The sequence below is a fragment of the Marseilla massiliensis genome (assembly GCF_023336985.1).
Lineage (GTDB): Bacteria > Bacteroidota > Bacteroidia > Bacteroidales > Bacteroidaceae > Prevotella > Prevotella intestinigallinarum.
Window position 1 is genome coordinate 1 of sequence record NZ_JAMBLP010000007.1, and the last position, 24,793, is coordinate 24,793.

The window sequence follows — 24,793 nt, forward strand, 5'->3', positions numbered from 1 at the left end:
TTATGTACTAATCAAATTTTTCCGAGTATGAAGAAGATAGCTTTTATTTTAATATTAGTCTTGTCATGTATTGCTACAAAAGCCCAAACCATAGACGAGCGTATAGGTGCGGCGATTAATTCGTCGGACAATTTCGGTCTATACGACATATATTACAATGCTCCGAAAGATTCGATAGATCCTTTTCTGGAATTGTTTTCACGGTGTTTGATTGGCAACCGCTTCAATCGCCCTGACATTTCCATTCCGGCCTTTGATGAACTTCTGAAAAAACAATCTGATCGTCTTGACCTGAACTTGCTTCTTCAATGTTCCGTTATGTTCTCAATGGATTTAAGCCGTGTAGGTAAGAATGAAGAAGCATACAACCTGATGTCCGCTGTATTGTCTTCTGCTTGCCAAATGGTAGATTCTGTGAGTCTTTCTCCGTATGCAGATATGATGGATCGATACAAAGCTCTTACAAAGTATTCGCCATATAGTATTTCCATTTCCGGTGAAAAAGGTATTACTCCGTTTGATACTATTCGTGTGGGAAAGCCTGACAGCAAACAATATCTGATGCAAATTACCGAAGCCGCAATAAACGGCCATCCTGCGAATATAACATTTGATACCGGAGCCGGAGTTAATGTTATAACCGATTCGTTGGCAAATGCCTATGGCTTGGAATTGCTTGATGCCAATGTTGCGGCAACTGGAGTTGCATCGTCTGCCGGACGGTATGCTGTTGCCAAAGAATTAAAGTTGGGGAACATTACAGTCAAAGATGTGCCGTTTTATGTTATCGACATACGCAGCCACCATGAAGAAGCAGACAAGTACACAAATGTTTTTGAATTGGTTGTAGGCAGCGAACTGATGCTTCAACTAAAAGATGTTACACTCGACTTCTCGGCAAAAGAAATACAGGTTCCTCTTATCACATCCGACCCCTCCAACGTGAGACCTAATATGAGCTTTTCGTCGGACATGAACCTTCTTACTGCTGCCGAAACCAACCAACAGCTCATGCTAATAAAACTTGACAGCGGCGATTCTTCATACGGACGGCTTAATAAGGCGTTTTTTGAAGCTAACAAGGATTATCTCACATCACAATGTCAGAGCGACACAGTAAATCAGGCTGGTGTCGGGGCGTGTGGTCGGTACTTTGCTATAAATTGCAGGATGCGACACTGACTATTGGTGGTAATACGGTTAAATTGCCGTCGATTCAAGTGCAGACCGAACAACAAGAAAATCATTATATGGATGACAACAACCTCGGCCTGATGGGTATGATGCTATTCCGTAAAGTACGCTTTAATCTTGTTGATATGGTTTTCTCGACCGAATTGTAAATAAGTCCATATTTTTTGTTTGATTGCCAGTTTCCTAATTTGAGCGGATTTGCTACATCCACCAATGGGAAACTGATGGAAATACATAAATCCTCACTTTATATTATTGGTAATGAAAAAGCTGGCTATTGTTTTTCTTCTTTCTGTTTTCATGCTTCCGGCGCGAGGCAGCGATTCCGTTTCAGGCTTTCCGCGTGTTATTTTGCCGGGCGACTTTGCCGACCCGACGATTGTTCGCGATGGAGCGGATTATTACATGACCCATTCGGCGTTCAGTTATGCCCCGGGATTCCTCGTCTGGCATTCGCGCGACCTGCTGTCTTGGGAGCCTGTCTGCCGTGTGCCCGGCTCGGGCTATGCCCCCGACCTCATAAAGTACGATGGCAAGTTCTATATCTATTACCCTGCCCATGGCACCAACTATGTGACTTGGGCCACAGACATAAAGGGCCCTTGGAGCAAGCCCATCGACCTGAAGGTGGGCGGCATCGACCCCGGTCATGTAGTCGACAGCCTCGGCAACCGTTACCTCCACCTCTCCGGCGGCACCATGGTCGAACTGTCTCGCGACGGCCTTTCTGCCGCAGGCAAGCGCCACAAGGTTTACGAGGGATGGCAGTATCCCGAAGACTGGGAAGTGGAATGCTTCTGCCTCGAGTCGCCCAAGCTCACATTCCACAACGGATATTTCTATATGACAAGTGCCGAAGGCGGCACCGCAGGGCCCGCCACGAGCCACATGGCCGTGTCGGCGCGCTCACGTTCGGCTGTAGGCCCATGGGAAAACTCGCCTTACAATCCCGTTGTGCATACCTACAGCGCCTCCGACCCGTGGTGGTCAAAGGGGCATGCCACCATCATCGACGACGTTAACGGCAATTGGTGGATAGTGTACCATGCTTACCAGAAAGGACTTCACACCCTCGGGCGCAGCACACTCATCGAGCCGATAGAGTGGACTGCTGACGGATGGTTTCGCACCAAGCCTTCAGCCAAGCCCATATCCCGGAATCCGCCCGTTGTGTTCTCCACGCCGTCCGACACGTTCGACGGCAACACCCTCGGCCTGTTGTGGTCGGGATGGCGGCGTCTGGGCAGTTCAGATGCCGTTGTTTCCGGCGGAAAGTTGTCGCTGCAGTCCAAGGGCAGCGGCATTGCCGACGGCCGTGTGCTCGTGACCACTCCCACCGATGCCCGCTATGATGTGCGTGTCGATGCCTTGGCCGATGGCTGAAGCGGTGCCGGCCTGACTCTGTTTTACAACGAGAAGGCTTTCATAGGCATAGTGGCAACGGCCGACAGCATAGCCTACTGGACATCGTCAGAAGTGCGCCATGCCGTGCCCAACGGCTTTGGGCGTGCCATGACGCTGCGCATTGTAAACGACAGCAACCGGTGCTCGCTGCAGGCCAGCCCCGATGGCAAGTCGTGGCGCGTGCTCGCCGACGGCATCGATGTGTCGGCCATGAACCACAACGAGCTTCGCGGCTTCCTTGCCCTGCGCGTAGGGCTTGTGGCTACGGGGCAGGGTGCGGCGCGCTTCGATAATTTCAGTTATGCCAAGCTGGGGCGCTGACACCGGCGCCATGGCCTTGCCGGTGTTAGTATGGCGTATTTTTGCTTGACTGTGCCCGTGGCTTTGCCGGATGCCTGTGGCCCTGGCGGCCTCTCAAGGTACTTCAGATGCTTTCTTATAGGTGAACCCGAGGCGGTTCAGCAGGTCTACAACCCCTTGGGGCGTGTACTCCACACCGAACGTGGACTTTATTCTTGCCGCCATGCTCCTGGCATCCGTGTAGATGTGCCCATGCAGTTCTTGCGCAAGGCTGCCAACTGGATGCTGTCAATAAGCCCCCAATAGCCTTTGTGGCGGTTCTCCAAAAGTTCATCGACACCGCCGTGAAAATAGACGGAACGGTAACGGTATGCTGTGGAAACGTCTTTTCCAAGACATTAGGCTACGTAAGAGGGGAATTGCCCATGCCCAACATCAGGATGCAAGCCACACGGGCATAGTCGGAACTACCGGCCAAATTCCGTTTAAGTTTACGCAAAACCTCCATTTATGATGTTGACAATTGGATTCACATAAGTAGGTGTTCAATATTAATTGCCATCAAATTGTGCACTCTGTCGGACCGCATACCAAAGTCCGAAAGGGCACACAAGATGGTGGCAAAGATATAGAGTACACCTGCAAGGGCAATTGTATCGGTTAATTTTGGACAGCTACTTACTGCAAAGATGGTACTTATGGGCGAATTATTCGCATTTCATTCGCATATTATTTGCTTTTGACAATAATTTTCTTGGCTGTTTATTGTAGGCGTTATATCTTTGTTGCTGTAAAAACTCGCCGGCGTGATTTCAAGTCCGCCCATGTTGGGCAGGCGTTGAATTCCTTCAGGGCGCTGCACATAAAGCACTGTAGATTCCTCTGTTGGTAAAGCCATGGTTTATTAAGAGGTCGCCATGCCCCTTGCGCACAACATGGCAGCATAGCCTGATAGCTCGAGTAGGGCATAACATTGCATTACTTAAAAAAGAAAAGTAATAGCATGAAGAAAATCATTATGCTTGCTGCTTTCGTAGCAATGACTACTGCAGCAATGGCTTGGGGAACTCAGGTGCCTGGAAATGGACAAACCTTGGAGCAGACATACTATGGAACAAAGGCCAGCAATATCCCCGAGAATCCATGCAAGGGTGCTACAACACGTGTTTGTGGCAAGGTCGTAGTAACCAACAACAACGGGATGATATCCCAGATCACCTATAGGCCCAACGGTTGGGTTATCTATTACGATGAGAAGCCTAAGAGTGAGTGGGTAAAAGAGCACGTCAACGAGGGTAACGCTGGCGTAGCAGCGGGTTCGTTGAAACCTTTTGTGTGGGAGGATTCTGACACAGACAACAACAGTGACATTTTTGATGGTAATGGTGGCGACAACTGATGTTGACAATGCCATGAATGTATGATAGGGTGGAGGCGGCCGGATATTGTCCGAGCAGCCTCCCCGCTTTAAATCATAAACATTTTGTTATGAAGAAACTTACATTAATCTTATTCGCTTTGCTTACGGCCGTCACGGAGTCACGCGCCGTTGGTGACTCTCTGCTGAGGGTTAACATGGCTATGGACCTGTAGATACGGCAGAAGCCGGGCAGCGAGAAGCTGTTGGCAGAATACCTGAACAGCCTGCCTGCAGTTCTCGACACGGTTTACGCCATAATATATGAGCCGGCTCAATGCCCGCGCTGCGAGGCGAGCATTCATGTTGATTACGCTGCGTTGAAGCGCGTGCGCCCCGATGCGCCGATGGTGCTCATCACCTCGTATCATGACTCCGCGAGTGCGGCGGCCTACAACCGCAAGAAAGGTTACATTGCCGATGGTTATATTTATGACACGGAGGGGGCGTATCGCAGCATCTTCAGTTTCAACTCAGGGAGCATGATAGGCACTTACATACTTAAGATGTGCCGTTCTACAGGGCAGCTGTTGTTTGGCGCAGAGTCTTTCTATATGGGCAGCAATGCATTCATGCGCGAGCTTACGGCGTGGAGCGGGCCTATGCCTGCTCATGACTTTGGGGTGGAAGGCGTAGGTGTTGACGAGGCAGCAAGCCAGCCGGTAAAGCCAGGATGCGCCCCGATAAGCGGCAGATATAAAGACCATACGTTGTCTACCGGCGGCGAGCCTCTGTCGGAAGTATATGATGTGCCAAAGTATGACGGCAACTATTTTTATTACAACGACAAGCTGGCCAACGGCATAATGCTGTTTCGCGATGGCGGAGACAGCCTGCGTTTCGTCTCGAAGATAGAAGCAGACAGTACCGAGAAAGACCGCTTCATAGAACTCGACGAGCCGTTGAGGTCGATGCGGGACGACGTGTACTACATTCCCTGTGCAGCCTCCATGCTCGACGGTGGCAGCATGGGCGTTTCTTACTCACTGCCCCACCTCATGTTGGACACCATCGCCAAGAACGGCGGCATAGCATATTTCAATAAAGCGGTGGTTCTTGTCCGCGATGTCAGTACGGGCGAGCCTCTGCCGATGTTCGTGCCCGACTTTGACATGGCTGACACCTTGTTCTTTTATAAGCACTTCACGTTTACCACTTTCAAAGGTGAGGCAGTGTTTGCCTGCCAGAAACTGACATGGCCGATGGATTATGAGCGTGAGGAATATGAGCACAAGCCGTATCTAAACCCGTTCTGCGACGCCTTCTACAGTTCTGGCAATCCGTGGATAGCCACGTTCAGCCTCAATACAGGCAAGCTGACGGGGCATTTCGGCGAGCTTGAACCGTGTGCCAAGGCCGGCCGTACCGGCTATGAGTTTGTCAGTCCGATAATGTACGGCAACGGGAAAGAGCTGCTCTATTCAGACGGATATTCCGGCACGGTGCATATCACTGACAATCTGCACGGCGGAACAGACAAGGCATATTCGGCCTTTGCGGTTGATACGGCGGCGTTCCCCCGGCCTGACACCGCAATGTTTTACACCGAAGGGTATGCCAATGCTTATAGCCGTTATTACTACCGGCGCATCATTTCGGCCCGGATGGACGATGAGAGGGTGTATTGCATAGTAAAGTATATGCCAAACGGCCTTTACGTCCCGTCAGTTGAGAGCAATGATTTTACCTTCGTTGCCATCGACCGCCGCAGCGGCCGGGCCACCGAAAGCCTGTTGCCGCACATCGGCGGATGTCACACCTTGGGCTTCGAGTTGCACTCGTCGGCTGGCCGTACGGTTCCCTTCGGCCTCTATCATCGTGATGACGGCGGCTATGTGGTTCGCGAATGGACGGGTGAAGAGTAGCGATTGGGGTTGATGGCGTTTGGCCTGTCTGCCATGTCGGGTTTCCGGCTACCGCCGGTACAGCATCATGTCCGGCCAGTCGGCGTTTTTCTGCGGATGCAAGGGCGACGAAGCCAACGGGAAGCCCTACCTGCTCATGGACGCCGTCTCTGGCTGCACCGGCTGTATCCGTGAGGAGAACTCGCTGCGCGGACTGGCCTTGATGCTCTTTGATGAAGGCGACTACGAGCGTGCTTACAGGTATCTCAATGCGTCGATAGGCAATGCCAACAGCTATGGCGCGTGGCTGCGCAACATCCGGGCCTCCACGCTGCAACCCATTATCTTGCCGTGTACAATGTGATGAGGAGGATCTGCGCAGTCGCGCTCAGGCCATGACGGGCTGCATATAGGTCATTGCCTCTATGCTTGTGGTGGTGCGGGTGTTTTCCCGAGATGTACCGTCAGGCCGCCGTGGATGTGTTTGTGGAGCTTTTCCCGCCATTGCTCTTTGTCCCTAAAGGCCTACCGGGAGTTGCTGCCGAAAGAAGGCCATGCCAAGCATTGTGCAGCTGCCTTGGCACGGCTCTTTTTTCAGCCCTGAGGCGTGGGCGTTGTCGGCGTAGGGCCGTTGCTGTTGGAATCAGGCAGCATGCCTGTTTGGCTTCTGCCAGCATGCACTGCGGCAGCCTGAGGGCGCGCACCACCATTAACAATTTTATGTTAAAGGCCACTGCAGGGGTGGCTTTTGCCAATGACAAGACATACAATTGGTTGCAAGGCATGGCGTTTTGCCATGTGGAAAGGGCCGTTTTGGCCGCCGAAACGGCCCGTGCCGCAGTGAGATACGTGCCGTTTTGGGGCGTGGAATGGCATAGGCCGTAAACCAAGGCGTGGTATGCTGTTTCTTGGTTGCATATTTCCATGTATGTGCTGATAGCCTATAGACATTGCAGCCCCGTGGAGGGTGGCATGCCGGAATCACAGTTCGCAATCAACAAAGACAAGCAAACGCCAGGAGACGGGCCCCAGGCACGTTGCCGTCAGCCCGTTTCCTGGCGTTTGTTTTTGCCAATGCCGTAGTGTCAGTTCAACCCTGTCAGGTTGCAATAGCCAAGCGTGAAAGCCGGTGAAAGCTGCAAAGCCGCATCCACTGCCATCCTACGGGCGGTGCTGGTTCAATAGCCCGGGTTCTGCTTCAGCGCTGCATTCACTTCCAGTTCGATTTGCGGCAAGGGCATCAGCAGTTCGTGCTCTTCGCAGCCGGCGGTCTCTTGCGCCAGCCCAATGCGTTTCAGCATGCTCCAGTAGCCCCACGACAGGCCATTGGCCCGCCAGGCCTCGGCCAGAGTGTGCGCATCGGCGTTGCTGCCAAGCATGGCTTCCTGCAGCAGCAAGTTGGTTTTTTCAGGCGTATAGTTGGGTATCCTGTCGCCCAATGCCTGGTAAATTTCGGGCGAGTCTTGCTCTGAAACCACTATGCTGAAGTCGGGTTGGCAGCCTGACAGCAATTGGGCTGCCTCTTCCCTGTTGCCCCGGCATAGTGCTATTTCGCCGAGCATGGCCTTTACCGTTTCTTTAGTCACACCGTGTTCCCTGTCGGTCAGCATGTCTATGTTTCTCAGCGTGTTGTCCAGTTCGGCGTATAAATCCTGTGGCGACAGTATTTGCATTTGCGTTGCGTCGAAGGTGTTGTCCTTGTCGTAGGTGGTTATGTAAGGCACGTTCCCCCACAGTTGTGCAATGTTGAGATATACAATGCACCTAATTGCCCTTGCTTCGTCGGCGTAAGCCCTTAGTGTCTGTTCGTCGAGGCCTGTGTTGTCGCTTTTTTCAATGGCTGCGGCCAAGAAGTTTGCCTTGTTGATTACCGTGAACGCGGCAGTCCACGTGTCGTAGACAATGTTGCTGTTTGGCGTGATCGGATTGGCCCTGTTGCCTTGGAAGTCCTTGCCTGTGAGCCTGATTTTTTCCAGCAACAGCTGTTTATATTCATATCCGCCCAGGTCGCGGTAGAGCAAATTGACTATGTTGTCCAACTCCCCCTGTGACATGTTCTCGTTGCCGGGCGAGACCGAAGGCAACGGGTCGATGAGGTTGTCTTCGTATTCTGCCTTCAGCTCATTGATTTTGCTTTCGCTCCCGTCGTATCGGGTGAGCATGAAAACCACGTCGCCATCGGTCAGCGACAAGCTGTTGCCCACTATTCCGGCCACACCTACGAACACCTCGCCCCTTGCGGGCTTTATCGTGACAAGGTTGTCGGCTATGGTGTATTGCAGTGTGGTGGTTTCAGCGGCCCATCCACCGTATGCATAGGTATTGACGGTGGCGGTGCCTGTTCCGTCGGCCTTGAACGTAAGGCTCCATATCACATTGTCGTCAGTGTAGTACCAGTGTCCGGTCATTTCGTTTGTCACGCCCCCTTCTGGCGAACCGTCATCATTGTCAGAGCAAGCGGTCAGCCATGCCATGCAGACCAAAAGCATCAGTGCCGCCATCAGTCGTGAAGTAATCGTTTTGTTCATTTTGAATATGATTTGGTTGTTAGTCGATTGTTGTTTTCAATGCCCGTGTTGTGTCTCATCCTGCTTCTCGGCGACGGAAGCGAACACAGCTTCATGCCTGCCACGCATCGTGAGTGCAGCTTGTCTTATGCAAAGATAATGCAAGCGAGCGGCAAGTGAGCTTGCTCACAGTTGCCCGAGTGTAGCTTATCTTATGCAAAGATAATGCAAGCGAGCGGCAAGTGAGCTTGCTCACAGTTGCCCGAGTGTAGCTTATCTTATGCAAAGTTACAAAGTTTTTCCTGCTTTGGTTGGCAAGAGGGCAATTTTTGTTTTTCCGTATAAATAATACGGCGCGGGTGGGAGGCAGGCGATTGATGTTGTATAAAGAAAGCCGAAACAAACAGCCTGCGGTTTGATGGCCCTTTGGGGTAAAAATGCAGGCGGGCCCGACGCCCCGGCAAGGCGGCCCCGGCCTGCCGCCCACATCCGCGTCAGACCCAGCCTGCATGGTGTCCAAGCCCCCTGCATATTGATTTGGGTGGGGGCTGGTCGACATTATGCCCGGCTTTGCTTGCTGTTGTCAACGCAGTGGCAGCGCCAACGCCGGCATCCAGAATATCCATGAGCAGTCAGTCGGCAAGTGGTATTGTGCCATTGTCACCCATGTGATTTTCAAACTGCCATTGCGGGCAGCAGCTCCATCCGTGCATGCTGTATGGAGTTAAGTAGGTGTTCAAAATTAATTGCCATCAAATTGTGCGCTATTTCTGAGATGCATGCCAAAGTCCGAAGAGAGAGCGTAGCGGGCTACGCGACCGATGAGACTTTAGTATGCGGCCCGAAAGAGCACACAAGATGGTGGCAAAGATATAGAGGACACCTGCAAGGTCTATTGTATCGGTTAATTTTGAACAGCTACTTATCTTTTCAAGACTTTCACGCCGTTTACAATGTACAGTCCTTTCGGAAGGTTGTCTGCCGAATTGCCTGAAGACACTTTGCGCCCATCAATGGCATAAACACCCTTGTCATTTGCCGGCATTGCCGCAGATGTGCCTTTGATGCCAGCAGTTTGGTCGATGTCTATAACCATGGTTGTCACCGAGTTCTTTCTGATTCGGAACTGCCCGCCGAGCCTCCGGGGGGCGTAACTTGTGTTTTTGTTCAGTGTGAGAGTGCCCTTTTGCGTGCTTAGCTCGTAGGTCTCATAGCACTTTACCGAATGGGCGTCGCTGATGCCGACAACGTTTGGCACTATGCGCCTGACGCTGCCCATGTTTACGAACACCAGCACTATGCGGTTGCCGTCGGGTGACAGGTAAGCCGACCCCATGAGGCCATTGAGGTCGGTGTCGTCGATGGCCATGTCAATGCGCTTGAAGCCGGGGCGGATGAAGCGGCTGTAGTTGCCGAGAACCCAAAGGTTCATGTCGGCAGTTATGCGACCGCCCTCTGCCAGGTCGCCATAGCTCTCGTTGCCGTTGTCGCCTTTTGCATTGAGGCGCAGCAGGTAAAAGCGGTTTTTCTGGCTCCATCTCTCCTGGGCCATCGCCGTCCAATAGCTCCACGACGCCATGTTCCCGTATACAAGGTCGCAATGTATGAGCTTCGCCATATACAAGGCTATGTCCATGTGCCCCGCGGCATCGTAGCTTGCGGGGAAGCCGGCATCAGCCGACGGCGCCTTGTCAAGCATCGACCACTCTGTCTGGTATACATCAAGTCCATACTTGGCGGCTTTTTCGGCAACAGATGTGCGTATGTTCTTCAGGTCGGCATTGTTTCCAAAAGTCCAGTAGCTGTGGCCTGCAATGGCCTTGCCGAGATGGGGCAGGTTGCCGATGTAGGTGTTTGTGTTGGCAGGGTTGAAGAACGCTTCCACCTGGTTGTTTGCACGTTGCTCCGTGCCCTCCTTGATGAGCGCGTTCCATTGGCAGGCCTCAGGTATGAGTATTTTCTGCTGAAGGCCATAACCTTCCAGGGCGGCATCTATATGGCGCACCAGCCTGGCAATGCACTCATTTGTCCACGGCGACCCTTCCTGGCCGTCGGTCCAGTTGTATTGAGGCTCGTTGACGGGTGAAATGAAAGAGATGTTGTAGCCCTCGTCGACGAAGTGCCTTGTGGTTGTGGCGAGGAATTTGGCAAAGTCAGCGTAGCATTCGTCTTTCAGGTTGCTCCCTCTTACGCCTGCGCCGGCATGCGCAAGCCCGTTTTTCGTGAAGTAAACGGGGGCAGAGTTGGAGAACAGGACGAAGTGGTCGACGCCATACTTGCGTGCCTGAGCCATGAAATACTGCTGTCCTTCGGCCTTCGTCCAGTCGTATGTGCCGTCGGCATTGAGGAAACAGTGGCCGCGGCGGGTCTTGTCGGGTATGTCGCTTCCGTCGCCTTGCTCTTCAGAACCTGCGCCAAGGTTTACGCGCCAGGCCGAGAGGCCAATGCCTTCAGGGTTGCCGCCGGCATCCATCTGCTGGGAGAAGAGCCACCGTGCGGCATTTTCCTTCTGTCTGTCAGAGAAATGCTTGCCCACGAAATCAGCCGTCCAGCAGTCGCTCGCGCCGAAATCCCGTATGGTCTGGTACGTGGTCTGGGGGTTGACGGTAACGTTGGTCTGTGCCACGGCAGCCGGCGGCAAGGCCATGAGCATGAGGGTAAAGATGAATTTCATATCATGTCAATCCAAGTGCCATGGTGAATGGAATGGCAACGAGTTGCCAACCAATTCACCATGACATCATTATCAGTATGTTTTATTATTTCCAACCCGGGTTTTGGGTGATGGTTCCGTTGGACATGGTTATCTCATAGAGAGGTATGGGGAATAGCAAGTCTCTGCTCTTGTCGAAGCTGATGCCCTTGTCGCTCGCCTCCTTCTGGTTGTCCCATTCGTAAGAGTCGCGTGTGGCAGGGTCGGTATTCCATTTTACGAAACTTCCGTTCGGCCCCATAATCTTGGCGATGAGCGGTTCGCCATCCTCTTTCCACCGGCGCAAGTCGTCGAGGCGATGGCCCTCGAGGGCAAGCTCCAGACGGCGTTCCTTGCGGATGTCTTGTCGCAGGTCGTTGCCCGAGGTGGTCACACCGGGCAGTTTTACGCGGTTGCGAACCTCGTTCAGATACTTGCGGGCGGTGGCGTCGTCGCCGGTCTCGTTGCAGGCCTCGGCGTAAAGCAACAGTACGTCGGCATAGCGGAGGATGCGCTGCCCGAGCGGTATGCGGCCTTTCTCGAATTTCTCGGGCCGCTTGGCGTAAGGTATGAATATCTTTCGGCTTATGCGGGCCGACTTGTGCGACTTGGGAGGTATGCAGTAGGTGCCGTCTCCGTTCTTGTTTCCCTGTGCTTCCACGAGCTCAGCGAAGTTGTCTTCGCCCGCAATCTCGGTGGCACCGTTCTTGATGATGGTCCATTTCAGGCGTATGTCGTCGCCGGCCTCCTTGAAGGCAGCTTCAAGATTTGCCGTGGGAAGCCCCCATGCCCAGCCGTCTTGGTCGCTGACATCGCGAGGGCCGCTTATTATTGAGCGGAAACTGCCAAGCGCATAGGTCTCGTCGTAGATGGCTTGAACCTCGAAAATGGACTCTTTGTTATTGTTGTGGTCAACGTCCCAGATGTCGCCGAAGTTCTCCATGAGCTGATACTCGCCGGAGTCGATGACCTGCTTCAGGCATGTTTTAGCCTCTGCATACTTGCCCTGGTACATGTAAGCTTTGCCAAGCATGCCGAGAGCGGCGCCTTTGGTGGCATGGCCCGTCTCGCTTGCAGCCTGTTTGCTGCGATTGGGCAGCACCGCGGCAGCGTCCTTGAAGTCTTGCTCCACGAGCGCCCATACATCTTCCTCGCTGGCCCGTGTGATGCCGCTGATCTCTTCAGGCATTACGAAGCCTTTGACAATGGGCACCCCGCCGAAGTTCTTTACGAGTTCGAAATAGAAGTAACCGCGAAGGAACTTGGCCTCGGCTATGAGCAAGTTCTTCTTGTTCTCGTCGGCTATGTTGGCTTGAGGTATGCGCTCTATGGCGATGTTGCATTTCAAGATACCCTTGTATCGGTATTGCCAGAAATTGGCAATGGTGCCGTTTTCCTGGCCGGTGCCCTGATAGTGGGCCAGCGAGATATATCCGCTTTGATCCTGGGTGGTGTTGCCCATCCAGTAGTCGTCGGTGCACATGTCGCACAGATTCCAGAAGTTGTCAATCTGCCACCAGTCGTCGAAGGTGATGGCTTGGTAGCAGCCGGTGAGGAATTTGTCGGCTTCAGCCTCGGTCTGGAAGTATGTGTCCAGGTTTTCCTGGCCTCTGACGTCCTCTGTCAGGAAGTCTTCGCATGAGGTAGTCGTGAGCAAAGAAGCTACGGCCAATGCAAGAATATATATCTTTTTCATCTTATTCAATTATATATGTTTAGAACTTTAGGTCGATTCCGAACAGGAATGTGCGTGGGTTGGGATATCCTGCGTTGTCAATGCCCTTCTCGATGACGCTGCTTGAGTATGCTGCGCGCTCAGGGTCCAAGCCGCTGTAGCCGGTTATGGTGAACAGGTTCTGTGCAGAGAGGAATAGTCTGAGGTTGACGTCTCCGAGCATTTTCTTCGGGAATGTGTAGCCCACCTGCAACATCTTGCAGCGGAAATAGGAACCGTCTTCCACATAGAAGCTCGACACACGGCTGTAGTTCCGGTTGAGGTCGCTATATGTCAGGCGTGGAATGTCTGTGCTTGTGCCTTCGCCGTTCCATGCCTTTTGAAGGGTTCCGGCATACACGTTCTCGCCATTCTGGCCGCTGTAGCGTGCCTTGGTGGTGTTGAAGATGTCGTTGCCGAATGTGCCGTAGAAGTTGGCGGAGACGTCCCAGTTCTTGTAGTTCAGTCCGAAGTTGAATCCGAGCATGAGGTCTGGATATGGATTGCCTATGTATTTCTTGTCGTCAGCGCTTAGCTTGCCGTCGTGGTTGAGGTCAAGGAAGCGGATGTCGCCGGGCTTTGCGTTTGGCTGTATGATTCTTCCGTGCTCGTCGGTGTGGGCGTATACCTCTGTCCAGTTCTGGAAGATGCCGTCGGCAACATACCCGTAGAAGCGGCTTATCTCGCCGCCATCCTCGTTGCGGATAATCTGGTCGCCGTTGAAGCCGCCTGTGTATATGGGGCCGTCGCCGGATAGTTTGACGGCTTTGTTCTTGACTGATGATAGGTTGACGCCTACGTTGTAGTCCAATTCGCTCACCTTGTCTTGCCAGTTGATGCTAAGTTCCCAGCCTGTAGCTTTCATCTCTCCGATGTTCATCGTTACTTCGCTGTTCCAGTTGGGATACCCCAAGGCATATATGTTTTGCTTGTTGTAGAGCATGTCGTGGCTCTTCTTGATGAAGTAGTCGGCTGTTATGGCCAAGCGGTTTCTGAGGAAAGCCATGTCGATGCCTATGTCGTAGTCCTCGACAGTCTCCCATTTCAGCTTGTTGTTTCCAACGCTGCTGACCGTGGTGCCTATGGCGCGGTTGCCGCCAAAGACGTAATCGGCGGTGCCCATGAGTGTCAGGGTGGAAGAGTTGCTGATGTTCTGGTTGCCGACGCGGCCCCAGCCGACGCGCAGCTTGAGGTTGTCGACGACGCTCTGGTCTTTCATGAACTCCTCGCCCGTGACGCGCCACGCAGCAGAAACAGAGGGGAAGGTGGCCCACTTGTTGCCTTTGGTGAACTTGGAAGAACCGTCTGCGCGCATCGTGGCGGTCAGGTAGTAGCGGCCGTCGTAGTTGTACATGATGCGGCCAAGATAAGACACGAGTGTGTTGAAAGATGTATTGCCATAGGCTTTCTGGGCCGTCGTACCTGCGCTGACCTCGCGCAATGTCTCTATGTCGCTTGGAACGCCTTCGCGCGAGGCACTTACGGTATAGTCGGCGAAGCGCTCAGAGGTGAAGCCTGCCATTACGTTGAGGTTGTGTTTCTTTGCAATGGTGGTGATATAGTTCAGGGTGTTGGTCCAGTTCCAGTCGACCCACTGCTCTGAAGAGCGGCTTATCTGGCTTGCTTCTGTTTTTTCGAGAGCGTCAATCTTGAACAGAGGAGTATAGTTGTCAGACAATTGGAAGCGGGCATTTGCACCAAATTGTGTGCGGAAGGTGAGCCCGCTGATTGGTGTAACCTGCAGGAAGGAGGTCATCAGCATGCCATACTGGCGGGAGTGGCCAACAGGACGGTTGACAGAAGCGACAGGGTTCCATGTCTGGTTGTTGTAGCTTCGCTGGTAGCGGTCATAGACGTTGTCTGTCCACTCGCTCTCCGGGCGGAACACGGGAGTAGTCGGGTCCATGGTCATACAGGAGTTTAGCTGGTTGGGAGTGTCGTCCCAAGACTCTGTGCGGGGAGCGAGGTCGATGCCGAACTTCACATATTTGCTGAAGGTATACTCTGTGTTCAAGCGTATGTTTATCTTGTCCCAGTAGCCAACCTTATACTGCGAGTTGTTGCGGAAGTATCCGGCGCTAAGGCTGTAGACGAGTTTGTCGTTGCCGCCGGAAACGCCTAACTGGTAGTTTTGGACGAGAGCGGTGCTGTTTACCACCTCTTTCCACCAGTCGGTTCCCTCTGCGTCGGTATAGCCTTCCTTGGGGCTGTTCCATACCGGGGCCTTGCCTTCGTTGGCATACCGTGCCTTGAACACCTGCTCGTACTCTCCTGCGCCGGCCATCTCGGGCTTGCTGAGGGTTTGGAAACCAACGCTCGAATTGAAGTTGAAGCGAGTCTTGCCCGCGCTGCCTTTCTTTGTGGTGATGAGGATGACGCCATTGCTGCCTCGTGTACCGTATATCGCAGCGGCAGAGGCATCTTTCAAGACCTCCATTGACTCGATGTCGTTGTTGTTTAGGAAGTTGATGCTTGTGCCAACAGGCATGCCGTCGACAACGTATAGCGGGTCGCTGCCGTTGACGGTCGTTACACCCCGGATGAGCACCTTGGGCTGGGAACCCGGTCCGCCGGCAGATACGATCTGCACGCCGTTTACCTTTCCCTGTAGTGCATCCATGGCATTGCCGGTTGTTACCTCGGTAATCTGCGCGCCCTTCACTGTGGATATGCTACTTGTGAGGTCGCTTTTCTTTACCGTGCCATAACCGATGACAACCACCTCGTTGAGGTCGCTGCCTTTGTCTTCGAGTGTTACGTTAATCGTTGTCTGCCCGTCGACAGCCACTTCTTTCGTTGCGAAGCCAATCATCGAGAAGACGAGAGTGGCATTCTTGGCTGCATTGATTGTGTAGTTGCCGTCGTAGTCGGTGATGGCGCCTGTTTGTCCGCCTTTCACCTTTACCGTTACTCCGATTAGACTTTCTTTGTCTGATGCCGATGTTACTTTGCCCGTGACCTTCACGTTCTGCGCACTTAGTGCCAGAGAGAAGACAGACACCATGATGAATAAAATATATCTCTTCATAAGATTCTTGTCTTTTTTGCTCCTGTTCCGCAAGCCTTGCGTTGTTCCGTTGCCTGTTGTCCGGTTGACCACAATGAATAATAATGTGTAGTCTGTTCGGTATGCTTGGCCCATTGCAGCCTGCGCAGTCAGTGTTGTTGTTTTATTTAACCAGAGTTATTCGTGAGCGAAGCAGGCTATAGTCGAACTCAAAGCGGTAGGTTCCGTCTGCAGGAACTGTTACTGCCTTCATGTTGTCGCCGCCGTTCAGCACATTCTTTTCGTTGCCGTTGCTGCCGTCGAAGCGCCAGAACGGTTCCGGCCACCAGCCCCAGCAATGTGTCTGTGAGATGGTGAAGCTCACTTCGGTTCCTTTCTTTAGTTCCATCTCGCGGTAAAGCAGGTATGGGTTGGCCTTGTCTTGGGCCAGTATGAATGCTCCGTTGTTCTGGTTTGTTGTCCAGCTCGGCGTGTTTGGCAGTCCGCTACCGGCAAGGCATATCTGTGCGGGCTGTTCGCCACTGCCGTCGCCGAAGTCAATGGTGGCAGTGCCGTCGAGGGTCATATCCTTCGTAGTCGGTGTGTATTCGCTCACACTGTATTCGCCCTTCATTGTGTTGAGGCTGATGGCATAGTACGTATTGGCCTTTGGCAATACGATGGCCTGCCCGTCGCCATAGCTTGAGGCGAGGTGTCCCGGGCTCTTTGGGTCTTCGCTGAAGCATATTGGCTCGAAGTCGGTGGTCTGAGGGATGAAGCGAATGCCTGTGTTGGCTTTCTTGTTGTAATAGCGAGCGGTGTACATGAACTTGCCGGTGTGTTCGATTGCCATGGGCACGCCATAGAGGTCGCTGGTCAGTTCCTTGGCTTCGGTAACGTCAGCAAGGTACATCTTGTCGAAGTCGGGCAGTTCGCTCACCTTGATTGTGCTCGTGGTGGTGGTCTTGTTGCCTGTCTTGTCGTAGACGGTCATGGTGAGTTGGAACTCATCCTCCTCGGCCGGGAACTCGTAGGCTTTCTCGAATGAGTCTTCCTTTGTTCCGTTCAGCAGTATAGAGTCTTTCTCGACGATGCGAGGGATGCTTACCACCACGCTCTGCAGAGCCTTGTTGTCGGCCATTGCTGCGTTTAGTTTCAACTTAGTCGCCTCCTGTACAAGGACTGTGATTTCGCCGGCCGGGGCTTGTGTGAATACCGGGTTGCTGCTGTCGCCGTCGGCTTTTACATTCAGTATCTCGGTGGTCTTGTTGCCCACCACGTCTTCTGCGGTAATCTCGAGAGCAAACGATTTGCCCTCTTCCCATGTGTCGGCGGCTTTGAAACTGTAGTCGAGATTGTAGTTGTGAACCAGCGAATCGCCATAGATGTCAAGCAAGTCGATGGTTTTAACCAGTTGCATCTCAACATTACTCAGTCTGATGCTCTTGATGCCATCGGCATCTTTCACATTTCCCTTGATGCTGAAGGTCTTGCCTTGTTCCACGTGTATGGTCTTGGCGGCAATGTTTATGGTAGGGTTCTGATTGTCTACAGGGTCGAAATCAGAATCGCTGCATGACTGGAAACCTGCTCCAGCCAATGCGAGAAGAATCCAGATGGGCACTTCCCTCTATCTTTTTGCTTTGTACATAATTGTTTTGTTAGCATGATTGGTTAATGTTGTTATTATCGGTTTTGGTTATTGTCTGCAGTTGTTTTGCCTTGCCTCTAACGCTTGCCCGCTGATGGTCGAGGCGTCGGCCTTGGCAGTTTGTTGCTTGTTGACGCCGATGTCCGTCGGGCCAACGATGTCGCCGGCCTGTAGCGTGGCCTGAGCGGTTGTGGCCTGGGCATGGGTTTCTGTCGGCCACAGCGTGCTCCTCGGCTGTCGGCCTGCGTTGGCGTCAGTCGGTCGCGGCGCGTTCGGCGTGATACGACGATCGCACCAGCGGGCCGCTCTCCACGTGCTCAAAGCCCTTGGCCAGGGCCGTCTTGCGGTAGTCGGCAAACTTGTCGGGGTGAATGTATGCCGCCACGGGCAGGTGGCGGGCCGTTGGTTGCAGGTATTGGCCTATGGTCAGGCGGCGGCAACCGGTTGAAAGAATGTCGTCCATGGTTTGTTCCACCTCTTCGTCGGTCTCGCCCAGCCCCACCATGAACCCCGTCTTGGCGCTTATTCCGTGGGCCGCGATGGCGCGCAGCACGTCGAGGCTCCTGTCATAGCTGGCCACGCTGCGCACCGACGGCGTGAGCCTGCGCACGGTCTCCAGGTTGTGCCCCGCCACATACGGCCTTGTGTCGAGCACCATTCCCAGCAGGTCGGCGCGCCCCATGAAGTCGGGCAGCAGCACCTCGATGCGTGTCTCGGGGTTGAGCCGCCCTATGGCCTTTATCGTCTCCACCCAGTGTGCGGCCCCATAGTCGGGCAGGTCGTCGCGGTCTACCGACGTAATGACGGCATAGCGCAACCCGAGAGCCTTGACCGTGGCGGCCACATGGCCGGGCTCCATGGGGTCGAGTGGCTTCGGGCGGCCCGACAGGGTGTTGCAGAAGCGGCAGTTGCGCGTGCACACGTCGCCGCCAATCATGATTGTGGCCGTGCGTGCCGCCCAGCATTCGTGGCGGTTGGGGCAAAGTCCGCTGGTGCAGATGGTGTTGAGCCTGTGCCGCTCTATTATTCCGGCCGTCTCGCCCGTGCTCCCCTTGGCGCGCAGGTCTATCTTCAGCCAGTCGGGTTTCATCACGTGGGCAGGCCGCCCGAAGAGCAGGCGGAGCAGCCTGTCGGCCGTAAGACCCCTGACAACGGCCCCCACATCGGTGCCGGCCAGGGCCTCGGCCACGCCCTCGCGGGTGAACGGGCGGCGCAGCATCGGGGCTATCAGTTGGTTGTCGATGTCGCCCGACATGAAAAAGTCGCCCACGAAGTTGATGTCTGCTATGGCGTTGTTCTTCACTTCTATGTAAGCCTCGATGGTGCCAACGTCGGCAAAGCGCATCTTCCTCACCACCGCGTGGCGGGGATTCTTGCCGTAGACGAACTCCGGCGAGGCCAGCCTCCGCTCAATCTCGGATATGCGGCCCATGTCGTCGGCCGACAGCACCCTCACGCTGTCGCCGCAGAAGTGGCGGCGGGCGTGGGCGATGAACTCGTCGATGGTGAGCCGCGTGTGGTCGCCCACGTTTGTCACGCGCTGCCTCACCGAGGCCACGCCCTTGCTCTGCAGCTTCTCCTTCGGCACGTTGAGGGCCTGCGACAGGTGGTCGAGGGTGGTGTCGAACAGCAGCGAGTTGTGCAAAACGCTGCGCCGGCCAATGCGGTAGTAGGCGCTGCCGGCCACCTTGCGCCCGCCAACGAGTATGTCGTTGCGCCCCGACCGTTCGGCGTCTACGCCCACAGAGCGCAGCATGGCAGCCACTGTTTCCATGTACCGCGGAAAGGCCGCTTCAACGTTGCCGGCGTCGGATATGTAAGAAAACTGCATGCAGCCCATGTCGGCATAGATGCATCCGCCGCCGCTCTTGCGCCTGAAGATGTGTATGCCGTTGGCACGGCAGTAGTCTGTGTTCACCTCGCTCTCCACGAGCTGGTTGCGACCGAGCATCACCGTGGGTTCCACGCGCCAGATGAAGAAATAGTCGTCGTCGGTATAGGTGTTGGCCACATACTCCTCGACCGCAAAATAGAATGGGAGCAGCCGAGGCCGGTCGGCCTGGGGTAGCATCAAGTATTTCATTGTTTGCTCTGTGCAAGTGATTTTAGGTTTTGTCGTTTGTCAGGCAAACTTACAAAAAAGAGTTTAAATGCCCAAAATTTTCATTTGCTATGCTCGCATCCGTAAGAATAATTGTCGCGCCAAGACCAATCGGGGCATGGCTGCCGTGGCTGTTGGTGGCTCATTGCGTAGCGCCGTCTCCGTAGGGTTGGGGCCTGTCGCCATCCGTGTGGCGCCGTCCATGCGCCACGTTGGTGTGTGCCAGCCGTGCCCACGGACGTGCCGTATGCCGTGCTTGACGCACCGGTGGCTGTCGTGCCCGCCTGCCGTGGCATGGCCTCCTGCGGGTCGGGCTGGCTCTGTAGCCATGAATCATGGTGGGGGTCACAAGGGTGACTGCGTGTGCCGGCTGTGCCAAACGGCGCATAAAATAGTTAGGATGTCTGTATCGTGCGGTGTCGGGTTGGGCTTGCGGATATTTATTCAGTTTAAAATTTGCCGGGAATATATATTTTCATACCTTTGTAAAGGCTTACCGTCAGCAGGCAATCAGTGGGCAAGCTCACATTGCGGCTGTTTGCATCGGCATGACATTATATAAATTATGTTCGGAAACACGTGCCAAAGGTTGCACCCTTTTCGTTTGAATCATCATAGCGGATTAAACATTTTGAAAGAATGAAGATATGCCTCACCATAATGTGTTGCCTGGCCCTGTCGTGCACCGTGTGTCTTGCGGGTCAGGACGAGCAGCGGTTGTACGGCCGGCTTGACATGCTGATAGCCCGTCAGGCCGACATAGAGGCCGAAAAGATGAGGCACATCGAGGGCATGGTGCAGATACTGAAAGACGCCACGCTGACCGATGCAGAGCGATATGCCGTCAACGACAGGCTGTACAACGAGTATTCCACGCTGAAGTACGACTCTGCTTTCAGCTATCTCAGGCAGAACATCGCCCTTGCCGAAAAGATGGGCGACCGGTGGCGCGCCACCCGCAGCAGGCTGTCGATGGCCCACATCCTGGCCGTGGCAGGGCTCTTCGGCGAGGCCGAGAAGGCTCTGGCGGCCATTGACACAAGCCGCCTTGAGGGCGATGTGCTGGTTGGTTATTACAAGCAGCTCAACGAACTCAACCTCTTCAAGTCTGAATTTGCCAGCGGGACTCCGTTCAACGACGACTACCATAAGAACATGCAGGACTACCGGCGGCTGCTTATTGCCAATGCCGACAGGGGTTCGTACGACTATGTTTCGGTGCTTGCCGATTACCGGGCTTACCAGGGCAACATCGACTCCGCCATACAGATGCTGCTCGAGTACCTGCCGGCACTGAAGCCCGGCGACCGCCGTTACAGCATTCAGACCAGCCAGCTGGCGTTCTTCTACGGGTGCAAGGGCGACATGCGACGCAAGAAGCAATACCTGCTGCTGAGCGCCATCTCCGACCAGGCGGGGTGCATACGCGAGGAGAACTCGCTGCGCGAACTGGCGTCGATGCTCTTTGACGAAGGCGACTATGAGCGCGCTTACAAATACCTCAATGTGTCGATAAACAACGCCAACAGCTATGGCACGAGGCTGCGCAACACACAGGCATCGATGTTGATGCCGAAAATACTGGCAGGCTATAACGTGATGAAAGAGACACAGCACAGGCGCATGCAGACGCTCATGGTCTGCATATCGGTCATTGCGGTCATGCTGGTGGTGGCGCTCTTTGCCGTTTACATGCTGCTGAAGCGTTACCGGAGGTCGAACCAGACCGTGGCCTACGTCAACGGCCGTCTGGAGGAGGCCGTCGGCGAGCTCAGGCGGAGCAACGCCATGATGAAAGAGGGCAACAGGATTAAGGAAGAATACATAGGCAGGTTTATGGAACTGGCCTCGGTGCTGATAGACAAGGCCGAGTCGTACCGCAAGCTGGCCAACAGATATGCCAAGGAGCACGACATGAAGTCGCTCTATGCGCTCATCAAGAGCAGCGCGGCTTTCAATGAGAGCACGTCGCTGTTCTACGGCAATTTCGACTCGGCTTTCCTGCGCATCTACCCCAATTTCGTCGACAAGGTGAACGAGTTGCTCTCCGACGAATGCAAGATTACCCCAAAGGGCGAACGGCTGACCACCGAGCTGCGCATACTGGCGCTGATAAGGCTGGGCATAACCGACAACCACAAGATAGCCGGCATACTGCGCTCGAGCATCACCACTGTCTACACTTACCGCTCGAAGCTCAAGGCCCGCTCTGTGGTCAAGGACGACTTTGAGCGCTGTGTGGCCTCAATCGACTCGTGGCAGGAGGCAGACGCAGCCTCTGTCACTGCCGTTGAGGCTCCCGGCTGAGGCTGTTAGCGGTATGGGGCGGATGCTGGCCCGGTGCCCCTTCCGGCAGATGCGCCACGGCCCCGTGTGCAATAAGGCCCGTTCGGGATTCCGATACGGGCCGTTTTGCATTGCAATATCGGCCGTTCTGCATTGCGATATCGGCCGTTTGGCAGGGCCCTTTGCCGGTGGCGGCGGCGAGGGGCGGCGCTCGCGGCCCGTGGGCCGGCCTTTGTGGCATTTTCCCGAGGTCGTTCGATGTGCCGCCTGATGGCTGTTTTGCGTTTGTGCCATGCTTAAAAAGCGGTTCCACCCTTTGTCCGGCACCCTGTATGCCGCTTTGGCTTGCAGTTGCTCGCCGCCCCTTCGGCAGTGGCGTATGTCAATCGCCAATGTCATTTGTGATGATTGTTCCGCCCGCTTACGGCCTGTTTGGGCTGAAAGGTGCATATACCTTGTGCCGGTGGTTGATAATGTTTAGATTTCAAAGAGGTGTTTCCGAATGAATGGGCTGATAATCAATATATTGCAATTTTATTGGTTTAGATTTTCGTTAGGCGGTCTTTTACGTGGTAATATAAACTCATATCTTTGTAGAAAATAAGCTGCGCTCGGCAACAGGTGAGTAAGCTCACATTGCCCTCGCTTGCATTATCTTTGTCGAAAATAATGATATTGACGCAATGAGCAGATTGGTATTCTTAATCATGATGGTTGCCTTATTGTCCGCAAGGGCAGCTGCGGCCACGAAGATATGTTCGCCCGACGGGCGGATAGTGTTGTCGGTTGCCGTAAGCAAGGGCAAGGTGTTCTACGAGTTGGCGCGCGATGGGGCGGCGGTGATGAAACCGTCGGCGCTCGGCTTTGTGCTGGCCGACGGCAGGCTCGACAGCGGTTTTGCGGTGGCGGGCACCGACACGGCAAGCCACGACGACACCTGGAGGCAGGTGTGGGGCGAAGATGAGTATGTGCGCAACCACTACAATGAGCTCACTCTGCACCTCGTGCAGAAGCACGGCAAGCGGAGGCGGCTCGACATTGTGTTCAGGGCGTTCGACGACGGCATAGGATTCCGCTATGTGATACCCGCCCAGCCCACCGTGGGGCACATTGCCGTGAAGGACGAGGTCACCCAGTTTTCGCTGGCCCACGATGCCTATGCGTGGTCGATACCCACCAACCGTACGCAGTATTTCGAGGGTATATACACCCGGCAGCGCGTTTCAGACCTCGATACCGTGTGCACGCCGCTCACCATCGAGTATGAACCGGGCCTGTATATGGCCATTCACGAGGCGGCCCTCGAAGACTATGCGGGCATCAACCTGGCTTCGCGCGGCACTACTCTCGTCACAGCCCTCACGCCGTGGAGCGACGGCACCAAGGTGTATGCGTCGCAATCGATGAAAAGCCCGTGGCGCATCATAATGATGGCCGACACGCCCGGAGGGCTGATAACGTCGCGCATGATGCTCAACCTCAGCGAGCCATGCCGCATTACCGACACTTCGTGGATCGAGCCGGGCAAGTATGTGGGCATCTGGTGGAGCATCCACAAGAAGAAGAACACATGGGAGATGGGGCCGAAACACGGGGCTACCACCGCCAACGTGAAGCGATACATCGACTTCGCGGCACGCCACGGGTTCAGCGGGGTGCTGGCCGAAGGCTGGAACTACGGCTGGGGCCAGGGCGAACAGCTCAGTTTTCTGAAGGCATACCCCGACTTCGACATTGCCGGGGTGGCCGACTATGCCCTCGGCAAGGGCCTGCGCTTCATTGCACACATGGAGTCGTGGGGCAACGCACGGCTCATTGAAGAGCAGATGGACTCGGCTTTTGCTTGGTACGCAAGCATGGGCATCCGTGTGGTAAAGACCGGATACGTGGGCCGTCTGATGGACGGCAGGGAGCTGTCGGCATCGCAATACGGCATACGGCACTACCGCAAGGTGGTCGAGGCGGCCGCCAGGCACCATATAATGATAGACAACCATGAGCCGGCAATGCCCACTGGCTTGCAGCGCACATACCCGAACCTGATGACGCAGGAGGGTGTGAGGGGGCAGGAGTACAACGCCTGGGACACTCGCGGGGGCAATCCGCCTGAGCATACGGCCACGCTGCCGTTTACGCGGTGCCTTGCCGGCCCGGTAGACTTCACCCCGGCCATATTCAATTTCAGCGAAGTGGTGGAGGGCACTCACCCGCACTCCACGCTGGCCAAGCAGCTGGCAGAGTTTGTCGTGCTCTATAGTCCGCTGCAGATGGCGGCCGACGAGATTGCCAACTATGAGTTTCACCCGGCCCTTTCGTTCATCGAGAGTTGCCCGACCACATGGAGCAAGACCGTTGTTCCCAACGGGGTGATAGGCAGTTATGTCACCATCGCCCGCAAGGAGCGCGGTGGCGACACCTGGTTTGTGGGCAGTCTCACCGGCTCCGACAGCAGGGAAATAAGCCTCAAGCTCGATTTCCTCGACCAGGATGCCGTGTATGAGGCTTTCGTCTACGAAGACGGCGAGGGCGCCGACTACCAGGCAAACCCTTACTCCATGGGCTTCAGGCAGGTGGAAGTGACGGCAGACTCTGTTTTGGACCTAAGGCTTGCGCGCGGAGGGGGTGCTGCCATACGCATAGTAAAGGTGAGATGACCGTGGCGCGGCAGCCCCGGCATCTTGCCTGCGCGGTGGCTTT

The 24,793-nt window shown here is 54.6% G+C and carries 16 protein-coding genes; 8 read left to right on the forward strand and 8 right to left on the reverse strand.

The window, feature by feature from the left end; all coding sequences use genetic code 11:
* The first annotated feature begins 27 nt into the window (after nucleotides 1-27).
* The 3 genes from M3089_RS06955 to M3089_RS06965 all read left to right on the forward strand — a co-directional run bounded on the left by M3089_RS06955 (nucleotide 28) and on the right by M3089_RS06965 (nucleotide 2,919).
* Nucleotides 28-1,182, forward strand: a complete 1,155-nt coding sequence (locus M3089_RS06955; RefSeq protein ID WP_249082842.1) for a retropepsin-like aspartic protease — start codon at nucleotides 28-30, stop codon at nucleotides 1,180-1,182.
* Between the two features lie 273 nt (nucleotides 1,183-1,455).
* Nucleotides 1,456-2,577, forward strand: a complete 1,122-nt coding sequence (locus tag M3089_RS06960) for a family 43 glycosylhydrolase (RefSeq protein WP_249082844.1) — start codon at nucleotides 1,456-1,458, stop codon at nucleotides 2,575-2,577.
* 18 nt (nucleotides 2,578-2,595) lie between these two features.
* A complete protein-coding gene (locus M3089_RS06965; RefSeq protein WP_262922165.1) occupies nucleotides 2,596-2,919 on the forward strand; it encodes a beta-xylosidase family glycoside hydrolase in 324 nt (107 codons plus the stop codon).
* Between the two features lie 93 nt (nucleotides 2,920-3,012).
* Here M3089_RS06965 and M3089_RS15920 read toward each other — a convergent pair whose 3' ends face one another.
* Together M3089_RS15920 and M3089_RS06970 are read right to left on the reverse strand one after the other, a co-directional pair.
* A complete protein-coding gene (locus tag M3089_RS15920; RefSeq protein WP_394802263.1) occupies nucleotides 3,013-3,156 on the reverse strand; it encodes a helix-turn-helix domain-containing protein in 144 nt (47 codons plus the stop codon).
* 460 nt (nucleotides 3,157-3,616) lie between these two features.
* Nucleotides 3,617-3,796 carry a hypothetical protein gene (locus M3089_RS06970; RefSeq protein WP_249082848.1) on the reverse strand — a complete coding sequence of 60 codons (180 nt, stop codon included), beginning with the start codon at nucleotides 3,794-3,796 and terminating at the stop codon, nucleotides 3,617-3,619.
* A 105-nt stretch (nucleotides 3,797-3,901) separates the two neighbouring features.
* On the opposite strand from M3089_RS06970, the gene M3089_RS06975 reads away from it, so the two are divergent.
* From M3089_RS06975 to M3089_RS06985, 3 genes are all read left to right on the forward strand, one after another.
* A complete protein-coding gene (locus M3089_RS06975) occupies nucleotides 3,902-4,297 on the forward strand; it encodes a hypothetical protein (RefSeq protein ID WP_249082850.1) in 396 nt (131 codons plus the stop codon).
* Nucleotides 4,298-4,521: 224 nt separating this feature from the next.
* The gene (locus M3089_RS06980; RefSeq protein ID WP_249082853.1) at nucleotides 4,522-6,180 is read left to right on the forward strand and encodes a hypothetical protein; all 1,659 of its coding nucleotides are present in this window, start codon (nucleotides 4,522-4,524) and stop codon (nucleotides 6,178-6,180) included.
* Nucleotides 6,181-6,247: 67 nt separating this feature from the next.
* Nucleotides 6,248-6,523 carry a DUF6377 domain-containing protein gene (locus tag M3089_RS06985; protein WP_249082856.1) on the forward strand — a complete coding sequence of 92 codons (276 nt, stop codon included), beginning with the start codon at nucleotides 6,248-6,250 and terminating at the stop codon, nucleotides 6,521-6,523.
* An 814-nt stretch (nucleotides 6,524-7,337) separates the two neighbouring features.
* Here M3089_RS06985 and M3089_RS06990 read toward each other — a convergent pair.
* From M3089_RS06990 to lipA, 6 genes are all read right to left on the reverse strand, one after another.
* Nucleotides 7,338-8,687 carry a RagB/SusD family nutrient uptake outer membrane protein gene (locus M3089_RS06990; RefSeq protein WP_249082859.1) on the reverse strand — a complete coding sequence of 450 codons (1,350 nt, stop codon included), beginning with the start codon at nucleotides 8,685-8,687 and terminating at the stop codon, nucleotides 7,338-7,340.
* 901 nt (nucleotides 8,688-9,588) lie between these two features.
* Nucleotides 9,589-11,340 carry a glycoside hydrolase gene (locus M3089_RS06995; RefSeq protein ID WP_249082861.1) on the reverse strand — a complete coding sequence of 584 codons (1,752 nt, stop codon included), beginning with the start codon at nucleotides 11,338-11,340 and terminating at the stop codon, nucleotides 9,589-9,591.
* Nucleotides 11,341-11,425: 85 nt separating this feature from the next.
* Nucleotides 11,426-13,054 (reverse strand): RagB/SusD family nutrient uptake outer membrane protein, encoded by a 1,629-nt coding sequence (locus M3089_RS07000; protein ID WP_249082863.1) that lies wholly within the window; start codon nucleotides 13,052-13,054, stop codon nucleotides 11,426-11,428.
* 19 nt (nucleotides 13,055-13,073) lie between these two features.
* The gene (locus tag M3089_RS07005; protein ID WP_249082865.1) at nucleotides 13,074-16,100 is read right to left on the reverse strand and encodes a SusC/RagA family TonB-linked outer membrane protein; all 3,027 of its coding nucleotides are present in this window, start codon (nucleotides 16,098-16,100) and stop codon (nucleotides 13,074-13,076) included.
* 142 nt (nucleotides 16,101-16,242) lie between these two features.
* A complete protein-coding gene (locus M3089_RS07010; protein ID WP_249082867.1) occupies nucleotides 16,243-17,682 on the reverse strand; it encodes a hypothetical protein in 1,440 nt (479 codons plus the stop codon).
* 280 nt (nucleotides 17,683-17,962) lie between these two features.
* The gene (gene lipA, locus M3089_RS07015) at nucleotides 17,963-19,792 is read right to left on the reverse strand and encodes a lipoyl synthase (RefSeq protein WP_249082868.1); all 1,830 of its coding nucleotides are present in this window, start codon (nucleotides 19,790-19,792) and stop codon (nucleotides 17,963-17,965) included.
* A 657-nt stretch (nucleotides 19,793-20,449) separates the two neighbouring features.
* Between lipA and M3089_RS07020 the strand changes: the two genes are divergently transcribed.
* Nucleotides 20,450-22,117: a DUF6377 domain-containing protein gene (locus M3089_RS07020; RefSeq protein WP_249082869.1), complete on the forward strand. Its 1,668-nt coding sequence runs from the start codon at nucleotides 20,450-20,452 to the stop codon at nucleotides 22,115-22,117.
* A 662-nt stretch (nucleotides 22,118-22,779) separates the two neighbouring features.
* Nucleotides 22,780-24,750: a glycoside hydrolase family 97 protein gene (locus M3089_RS07025; RefSeq protein WP_249082873.1), complete on the forward strand. Its 1,971-nt coding sequence runs from the start codon at nucleotides 22,780-22,782 to the stop codon at nucleotides 24,748-24,750.
* Nucleotides 24,751-24,793: the final 43 nt, after the last annotated feature.

Excerpts from the sequence above, each read along its gene's own strand:
- M3089_RS06960 (WP_249082844.1), top strand. The coding sequence starts at position 1,456 with ATGAAAAAGCTGGCTATTGTTTTTCTTCTTTCTGTTTTCATGCTTCCG.
- M3089_RS06985 (WP_249082856.1), top strand. The coding sequence starts at position 6,248 with ATGTCCGGCCAGTCGGCGTTTTTCTGCGGATGCAAGGGCGACGAAGCC.
- M3089_RS07020 (WP_249082869.1), top strand. The coding sequence starts at position 20,450 with ATGAAGATATGCCTCACCATAATGTGTTGCCTGGCCCTGTCGTGCACC.
- M3089_RS07005 (WP_249082865.1), bottom strand. The coding sequence starts at position 16,100 with ATGAAGAGATATATTTTATTCATCATGGTGTCTGTCTTCTCTCTGGCA.
- M3089_RS07000 (WP_249082863.1), bottom strand. The coding sequence starts at position 13,054 with ATGAAAAAGATATATATTCTTGCATTGGCCGTAGCTTCTTTGCTCACG.
- M3089_RS06970 (WP_249082848.1), bottom strand. The coding sequence starts at position 3,796 with ATGGCTTTACCAACAGAGGAATCTACAGTGCTTTATGTGCAGCGCCCT.
- M3089_RS06990 (WP_249082859.1), bottom strand. The coding sequence starts at position 8,687 with ATGAACAAAACGATTACTTCACGACTGATGGCGGCACTGATGCTTTTG.
- M3089_RS06955 (WP_249082842.1), top strand. The coding sequence starts at position 28 with ATGAAGAAGATAGCTTTTATTTTAATATTAGTCTTGTCATGTATTGCT.
- M3089_RS06975 (WP_249082850.1), top strand. The coding sequence starts at position 3,902 with ATGAAGAAAATCATTATGCTTGCTGCTTTCGTAGCAATGACTACTGCA.
- lipA (WP_249082868.1), bottom strand. The coding sequence starts at position 19,792 with ATGAAATACTTGATGCTACCCCAGGCCGACCGGCCTCGGCTGCTCCCA.
- M3089_RS06995 (WP_249082861.1), bottom strand. The coding sequence starts at position 11,340 with ATGAAATTCATCTTTACCCTCATGCTCATGGCCTTGCCGCCGGCTGCC.
- M3089_RS07025 (WP_249082873.1), top strand. The coding sequence starts at position 22,780 with ATGAGCAGATTGGTATTCTTAATCATGATGGTTGCCTTATTGTCCGCA.